We start from the raw sequence: 7,608 nt of genomic DNA, 5'->3' as shown, positions 1-7,608 counted from the left end.
GCGCACGGGCAGCCGATCGCGGGCGGCCCGTCCTCCCGGCGGCCCCGCCCGGCAGGTCACTCCCCGCGCGCGGCCGGCAGATGCGGCAGCCGGTCGGCCGCGACGACCCCTTCGAGATAGCCACGGGCGCGTTCCGTCCGCGGGTAGGCGTCCAGCAGCCGCCAGAAACGGGGGCCGTGACCGGGCACGAGCAGATGGGCGAGCTCGTGCAGCAGGACGTAGTCGACGACGTACTCGGGCATGCCCTGCAGTCGGTGCGAGAGGCGGATGCTGCCCTCGGACGGCGTGCACGAGCCCCAGCGCGTGTTCTGGTTGGTGACCCAGCGCACCGACGCGGGCCGGGCCCGGCCGTCGAAGTACTGCACCGACAGCCGCTCGGCGCGCTCGGCCAGCTCCCCGTCGCCCAGCTGCCGCCTGCTCTCCTGCGCCGCGAGCTTGTCGAGCATGACGGTGACCCAGCGCTGCTCCTCCGCCTCGGACATGCGGGCGGGGATGAGCACGACGGTGCGATCGCCCTCGCGGTACGCGGATACCGTTCTGCGCCGTCGGGCACTCCTGCGGACCTCGATCGCGCTCGCCCCCGAGCCGCTCGACGGCTGGCTCGTCGTGCTGCGATCGGGCTTTCCGGCACGGTGCAGTGGGTCGGCGGGCACGCCCCGACGTTACCCGCTGCCCGTGGGGGAAGTCCCGCCTCCGGGACGGTTCGGTTCCGTTCCGCACACCACGCGCTCGATTTGTACGACTAATACGGCCGCCTGTGGACAACCTCCGACGCCCTCCGCGGCAGCCGGGCATGCTGGCACCCGTCGGCGGACCGCACACGACCTCCCGCCGGCACACGGGGACGTACGACTACGGGGGCCGATCATGCATCCGATGGTGAAGCCCGCGCTGCGGCGCGGCTGGCGGGACCTCAGCACCGTGCAGTTCGGGATGGCGCCCGCGCACGCGATGGTGCTGGGGCCGATGGACCTGGCCACGGGCAGCTTCCTGGACCTGCTGGACGGGACGCGGGGACTGCCCCTGCTGCGCGACGAGGGGCGCCGGATGGGCCTGCCCGAAGGTCATGTCGACGCGCTGGTGGAACGCCTGTCCGCCTCGGGTCTGCTCGACGACGCGACGGGCGGGGGGCCGGCCGCCGACGCCCTGCGCGCCCGGGGGCCGGTCATGGAGCGGCTGCGCCCCGACCTCGCCGCACTCTCCCTCGTCGCTCGTGAACCGGGGGCGGCCATGGAGCACCTGGCCGCCCGCCGTTCCCTGCGCGTGCAGGTGCGCGGCGCGGGCCGCGTGGGCACCACCCTCGCCGCACTCCTCGCGGGCTCGGGCGTCGGTGAGGTCGACGTGCGCGACGGCGGCCGCGTCGAGCCGTGGGACGTCGCACCGGGCGGCCTGCCGGCCGAGTCGGTCGGCGAGCGCAGGGACCTCGCGGCCCGCCGTGCGGTACGGCGGGCGGCACCGGACCGTTCCCCGCGCGCCTCGACCGCACCGGCGCCCGACCGGGACGAAGAGCCGGGTTTCGGCCTGGTGATCCTCGCCCCACGGCGCGCGGTGGACGTCCACGCGCCCGACCCCGCCGTCACCGGTGACCTCGTCGCTTCCGGAACACCCCACCTCCATGCCGGGGTCGTGGAGGGCACCGGCGTCGTCGGCCCCCTCGTCCTGCCCGGTGAGACGGGCTGCGCGGGCTGCCTCGACCAGGAGCGCACCGACCGGGACGAGCACTGGCCGCGCCTGGTCGCCCAGTGGCGGTCGGGCCGGCCCCGCCGGGTGGAGGCCTGCGACCTGACCCTGGCGGCGACGGTCGCCGCGACGGCCGCGGCGCACGCGCTCGCCTTCCTCGACGGACGGCTGCCGTCCTGCGCGGGCGCCCGCTGGGAGGTCGCGGCGCCGGGATTCGTCTGGAACGCACGGCCGGTGCGGCCGCATCCCGCATGCGCGTGCTCCGCCGCGGAGAAGGGTAAGGAGAAGCACACCCCGGAGGAGCGGGTGCCGCACGCGACAATGACAGGGCAACAGCCGGCAACAAGCTCGTCCCGCACGGCGCACACGGCACGGCGGTCCGGGACCTGGAGGGCGCATGTCTGATCTTCCCCGGAAGGCGGTCACCCGCACCGCCAAGCTCGCCGCACTCCCGCTCGGCTTCGCCGGGCGCGCCACCTGGGGACTGGGCAAACGCATCGGCGGCAAGTCCGCGGAGTTCGTGGGTCGCGAGCTGCAACAGCGCACGGCGGAACAGCTGTTCAAGACGCTCGGCGAGCTGAAGGGCGGCGCCATGAAGTTCGGGCAGGCGCTGTCCGTCTTCGAGTCGGCGCTGCCCGAGGAGATAGCGGGGCCCTACCGCGCCGCCCTGACGAAACTGCAGGAGGCGGCGCCCCCGATGCCGACGCGCACGGTGCACTCCGTGCTGGCGGAGCGGCTCGGCGAGGAGTGGCGGGAGCTGTTCCGCGCGTTCGACGACCGGCCCGCGGCGGCCGCCTCGATCGGCCAGGTGCACCGCGCGACCTGGCACGACGGGCGCGAGGTCGCGGTCAAGGTGCAGTACCCGGGCGCCGGCGAGGCCCTCCTGTCGGACCTGAACCAGCTCGGCCGTTTCGCCCGCCTCCTGGGACCCCTGGTACCCGGCATGGACATCAAGCCGCTGATCACCGAGTTGCGCGACCGTGTCTCCGAGGAACTCGACTACGGCCTGGAGGCACAGGCCCAGCAGGCACACGCCCAGGAGTTCGCGGACGACCCCGACGTCCTGATACCGGCCGTGGTCCACCAGGGTGAGCAGGTGCTGGTGACCGAGTGGATCGACGGCACCCCGCTCTCGGAGGTCATCGCCCACGGCACCCGGGAACAGCGCGACCGCGCGGGTCAGTTGCTCGCCCGGTTCCTCTTCTCCGGGCCCGCGCGCACCGGCCTCCTGCACGCCGATCCGCACCCGGGCAACTTCCGCCTCCTCCCGGCCGGGGACGAGGGAGACGGCCTCCGTCTGGGCGTCCTCGACTTCGGAACGGTGGACCGGCTCCCCGACGGGCTGCCGGCACCGATCGGCGACTCTCTGCGCCTGGCCCTGGAAGGGGAGGCGGAGCGGGTCCACGAGCTGCTGTGCACCGAGGGCTTCGTCAAGGAGTCCGTGGACCTGGACCCCGACGCGGTCCTGGACTACCTCGTGCCGATCATCGAACCGGCCCGGGCCGACGAGTTCACCTTCACCCGGAGCTGGATGCGTACCCAGGCGGCCCGCATCGCCGATCCGCGTTCCCCGGCCCACCAGCTGGGCAAGCAGCTCAACCTGCCGCCGTCGTACCTGCTGATCCACCGGGTGACGCTGAGCACCATCGGCGTGCTGTGCCAGCTGGGCGCGACGGTGCGGCTGCGGGACGAGCTGGAGGAGTGGCTGCCGGGGTTCGTACCGGAGGACGAGACGGCGGCGGAGGACGTACCGGCGGAGGAGCCGGGGGGCGAGGAGTCGGCGGCGGGCGCCTGAACGGGGCGAAGGCCCGTACGGGGGCCGGTCCCGATGGACCGGCCCCCGTACGGTGCTGTCGTGATCGTCTGCCTGACGGCGTCGGCCGCTACTGCATGACGGCCATGGCGAGCGCCCGGCGCGCCCGCATCGAGGCGCGCTCGGCGCGGCGCTGCATCCGCCGGGCCGTCGCCAGGCGCACGGCCCGGCGCTCCTGGTCGGCCGTCCGCAGGCGGTCGTGCATATGCGCACGCGCTAGGGCTTCTGGGATGAGTTGCATCTCTCGGGTCCTGTTCTGGCGCGTGTCGGGCGCGCCGGCGGCGGTGGCGTCTGGGCTCGCGGAGCCGACGGGCTCGCTGGTGGACGACTTCATCGGGGCCTGCTTCTTGGGGTCGTGCGTGAGGGGGCGGTCGATCGTGCCTGCGGTGTTCATGCCGTGACCGGGTTCTTGCGCGGGCGGCCACGCGGCCGCTTGCGGGCCACGACGACACCCTGGACGAACAGCTCGCCGCCCCAGACGCCCCACGGCTCGCGCCGCTCCTTGGCGCCGGCGAGGCAGGCCTCGATCAGCGGGCAGGTGCGGCACAGGGACTTGGCGTACTCCACGTCGGCCGGCGACTCGGCGAAGAAGACCTCCGGGTCGTAGGAGCGGCAGGGGACGGGCACGCCGAGGTTCTCGATGGCGTCGTCGAGCGCGGTGAGCGGGGCGAGCGGCGGGGTCAAGGAGTCCTCCGTGGGGCCGGGCGGGGGGAGCGTTTCGAAAGGCGGTACTGACGGGGCGTGCGCTTCGAGTTGCACGGTTCGTCTTCCTCGTCTGGTCGTTCCGGCCGATCGGCCGGGTGGCGGCTGGTACCGGGTCTTTTTCGTCCCGAGGCCCTTCGCTCCGTCGTCCCCGATCGGGGACAAACAGAAGGGCCGCGGATCCCGGGTGGGGTTCCGCGGCCCTGAAGGCGCCGGCCTGATCGGTGATCAGGCTGGATGACTCCAGGGTTCAGGCCCACGGAAGGCCCACATCGTGTGGTGCTGCGACTGCTTCAGGGATCCGGCACCGGCGGCCGCCGTAAAGGCATAGGCCTGCGCCTGTGCCACTACTGCTGCTTCCAGTGCCTTGCTCGGTCGCTCATTGCGCTCACGGACAGGGAGATCCGCGAGGGGCAGGGCGGAGGCGGGCCGGACGGCACGGATGCCGGACAGACCGGTGCCCTGGATCGGGGCGCCGAGCATGCACAGGGAGACGGCCGAGCGATCGGTCATTTTGCTGCTGCTGATGGTCTTGATGCTGATCACTGGACTCGCCTCCTCTCGGCGTCTTGGGGGGCCGGCGTCAACCGGTCCGACGGATATGAAGTACATCACGGAATCAGGGCCTCCGAGAAGGCCGCTGCTCTCGTGCCTAAGAACCTATGGGGATTGCTGGGGCATGAGCAAACTATTTTTTCGACGAGTTCGCATCACTCGTTCCAGCCATCGCCGTCATTCGCCTGACCTGCACATATGGCGAGCACATCGGCGCCGTAACGCTGCAGCTTGCGGGTGATGACGCCAGGGATGCGCGCGAGTTCGGCCGGAGTGGTCGGTCCGGCTTCCGCGATGGCCATCAAGGTGCGGTCGGTGAACACGCAGAAGTCGGGCTGGCCACTGCTGCGGGCCTGTACCGCCCGCCACTCGCGCAGCCGCTCGTAGAGGCCCTCGTCCATGTCGGAGGGGCAGTCCTCGCAGCGCATCAGTTTCATGTCGCCGGCGTCCCGCAGGGAACGGCCGCAGACCCGGCAGCGGGCCGGTCTGCGGCCGGCGCGCCGCGGGGCCACGGCGGTGGCGGTGCCGGGCAGGCCCCGCTCGACGCCTCCACCGCCGCCCGCGCCGCTCCGGGCCGCGACGGTGGACGATCCGGGTCGCAGACCGTCGAGGAAACGGCTGGGACGGCGGTTGGGGCGGCCGCCGGGCGAGCGGGACAGGGCCCAGGAGAGGTGGAGGCGCTCCCGTGCCCGTGTGACGCCGACGTACAGCAGGCGTCTCTCCTCCTCGACCTGCTCGTCGGTCTTCGCGTAGGTGATCGGCATCATCCCCTCGGCGACACCGACCAGGAAGACGACGTCCCACTCGAGGCCCTTGGCGGAGTGCAGTGAGGCCAGGGTGACGCCCTGGACGGTCGGGGCGTGCTGTGCGTTCGCCCGTTCGTCGAGCTCCGCGACGAGGTCGCCGAGGGTGGCGTCCGGCTTGGCGGCGGCGAAGTCCTGCGCGAGGTTCACCAGTGCGGCCAGCGACTCCCAGCGCTCCCTGACCGCGCCGGAGCCCGCCGGTGGCAGGCTGGTCCACCCCTCCCCCGACAGCACGGCCCGCACCTGCGAGGGCAGGTCGACGGTGTCGTCGAGGAGGGTGTCGTTGGCACCGAAGCGGGCCGCTCCCCGCAGGGCGACGCCCGCCTTGCGCACTTCGGGACGGTCGAAGAAGCGCTCGGCTCCGCGCAGCTGGTACGGCACCCCGGCGTCGGCGAGGGCCTGCTCGTAGGACTCCGACTGGGAGTTCGTACGGAACAGGACGGCGATCTCGCTCGCGGGGACGCCGGAGGCGATGAGGTCGCGGATGCGGCGGGCCGCGCCCTCCGCCTCGGCGGGCTCGTCCCCGTACTCGGTGTGGACGGGATCGGGGCCGGGGGCGCGCTGGGAGACGAGCTCCAGCCGGTGCTCGGCGGCGCGTCCGCGGGCCTGGGCCAGCAGACCGTTGGCGAGGTGGACGACCTGCGGGGTGGAGCGGTAGTCGCGGACGAGCTTGACGACCGTGGCGCCGGGGTGCCGGATGCGGAAGTCGAGCAGATGGTCCGGAGTTGCACCGGTGAACGAATAAATGGTCTGGCTCGCGTCACCGACGACACACAGGTCGTCCCGCTCGCCGAGCCACAGTTCCAGCAGGCGCTGCTGCAGGGGGCTGACGTCCTGGTACTCGTCGACGACAAAGTGCTGGTACTGGGAGCGGACCTGCTCCGCCACGTCCCGCCGGTCCTGGAGGATCCCCACGGTGAGCAGCAGGACGTCCTCGAAGTCGATGACCGCGCGGTTGCGCTTGAGGTCCTCGTACGCGGCGTAGAGCCGGTCGATCTCGGCCGGGTCCCGAGGGACGTCGCGACCGCTCTTGGCAGCCGCGGCCGCGTAGTCGCCCGGGACCGTCTGCGTGACCTTGGACCACTCGATCTCGGCGGTGGCGTCCCGCAGCTCGTTGCGATCGAGACGAATGCCACAGGCCGCCGCGGCATCCGCGACGATCTGGATCTTGCGGTCGACGATCCTCGGCATGGCGCCGCCGACGGCTCTGGGCCAGAAGTACTGCAGCTGGCGGAGCGCGGCGGAGTGGAACGTGCGGGCCTGCACACCGGAGGCGCCGAGCTGGCGCAGCCGTCCCCGCATCTCTCCGGCGGCGCGGTTGGTGAAGGTGACGGCCAGCACGCTGGAGGGCTGCAGCATCCCGGCGCGCACCCCGTAGGCGATGCGGTGGGTGATCGCCCGGGTCTTGCCCGTGCCGGCCCCGGCCAGCACGCACACCGGGCCACGCAGGGCGGTCGCCACCTCGCGCTGCTCGGGGTCGAGCCCCTCGAGCACCGCGTCGGGCGTGTCCGGAACCTGCGGAAACAGGGTGGAGTGCGTTGCTGCTGTCACCCCGCCATGCTGCCAGGTCGCCGGGGACCGGTGCGCAGGTTGTCCACAGGCAGGGGCTCGCAGTCGTACTAATGCGGGAGGCGTCCCGTGCCGTGCCGGACGCCTGCCTGCCACGCGCTGCGGGCCCTCGTGTACGGGAATGGCGGCCCGTCCGCGTACGTTCACCTCACAGGCACGACGCCATCCGAGCCGAAGGAGCACCTGAGACATGCCGGGCACTGTGACGATGTACAGCACCACCTGGTGCGGCTACTGCCGTCGGCTGAAGAGCCAGCTGGACCGCGAGGGCATCGCGTACAACGAGATCAACATCGAGCAGGACCCGGAGTCCGCGGCGTTCGTGGAGAAGGCGAACGGCGGGAACCAGACGGTACCGACCGTCCAGGTGGTCCCCGCCGGCGGCGGCTCCGAGGTCGTGATGACCAACCCGAGTCTCGCCCAGGTGAAGCAGGCGCTCGGCGTCTGACCTGCGACGCTCTCGCGAGTCGGTCTCCCCGCGACAAG

Annotated in this window: 8 protein-coding genes; 3 read left to right on the top strand and 5 right to left on the bottom strand. The window is 72.5% G+C overall.

The window, feature by feature from the left end:
- Positions 1 to 56 precede the first annotated feature (56 nt).
- Positions 57 to 653 (bottom strand): M48 family metallopeptidase, encoded by a 597-nt coding sequence (locus tag UW392_RS30165; RefSeq protein WP_320778314.1) that lies wholly within the window; start codon positions 651 to 653, stop codon positions 57 to 59.
- 214 nt (positions 654 to 867) lie between these two features.
- Here UW392_RS30165 and UW392_RS30160 point away from each other — a divergent pair, with 214 nt between their 5' ends.
- Positions 868 to 2,085, top strand: a complete 1,218-nt coding sequence (locus UW392_RS30160) for a ThiF family adenylyltransferase (RefSeq protein WP_320778313.1) — start codon at positions 868 to 870, stop codon at positions 2,083 to 2,085.
- Positions 2,078 to 3,475: an AarF/ABC1/UbiB kinase family protein gene (locus UW392_RS30155; protein ID WP_320778312.1), complete on the top strand. Its 1,398-nt coding sequence runs from the start codon at positions 2,078 to 2,080 to the stop codon at positions 3,473 to 3,475. Before UW392_RS30160 ends, UW392_RS30155 begins: the two co-directional genes overlap by 8 nt.
- An 88-nt stretch (positions 3,476 to 3,563) precedes the next feature.
- On the opposite strand, the gene UW392_RS30150 is transcribed toward UW392_RS30155, so the two are convergent.
- The 4 genes from UW392_RS30150 to UW392_RS30135 form a co-directional block, all read right to left on the bottom strand.
- Positions 3,564 to 3,887, bottom strand: a complete 324-nt coding sequence (locus UW392_RS30150; protein WP_320778311.1) for a hypothetical protein — start codon at positions 3,885 to 3,887, stop codon at positions 3,564 to 3,566.
- Positions 3,884 to 4,252 (bottom strand): WhiB family transcriptional regulator, encoded by a 369-nt coding sequence (locus tag UW392_RS30145; RefSeq protein WP_320778310.1) that lies wholly within the window; start codon positions 4,250 to 4,252, stop codon positions 3,884 to 3,886. Before UW392_RS30145 ends, UW392_RS30150 begins: the two co-directional genes overlap by 4 nt.
- Positions 4,253 to 4,423: 171 nt before the next feature.
- Complete coding sequence (locus tag UW392_RS30140; RefSeq protein WP_414496718.1) at positions 4,424 to 4,708, bottom strand: hypothetical protein; 285 nt, start codon at positions 4,706 to 4,708, stop codon at positions 4,424 to 4,426.
- A gap of 197 nt (positions 4,709 to 4,905) precedes the next feature.
- Positions 4,906 to 7,104 (bottom strand): ATP-dependent DNA helicase UvrD2, encoded by a 2,199-nt coding sequence (locus UW392_RS30135; protein ID WP_320778308.1) that lies wholly within the window; start codon positions 7,102 to 7,104, stop codon positions 4,906 to 4,908.
- Positions 7,105 to 7,312: 208 nt separating this feature from the next.
- Here UW392_RS30135 and UW392_RS30130 point away from each other — a divergent pair, with 208 nt between their 5' ends.
- Positions 7,313 to 7,570 carry a mycoredoxin gene (locus UW392_RS30130; protein ID WP_320778307.1) on the top strand — a complete coding sequence of 86 codons (258 nt, stop codon included), beginning with the start codon at positions 7,313 to 7,315 and terminating at the stop codon, positions 7,568 to 7,570.
- Positions 7,571 to 7,608 lie beyond the last annotated feature (38 nt).

The sequence above is a fragment of the Streptomyces sp. CRN 30 genome, from assembly GCF_034105845.1.
The sequence above is the reverse complement of the archived record's forward strand: the minus strand, read 5'-3'. Positions and strand labels throughout refer to the sequence as shown.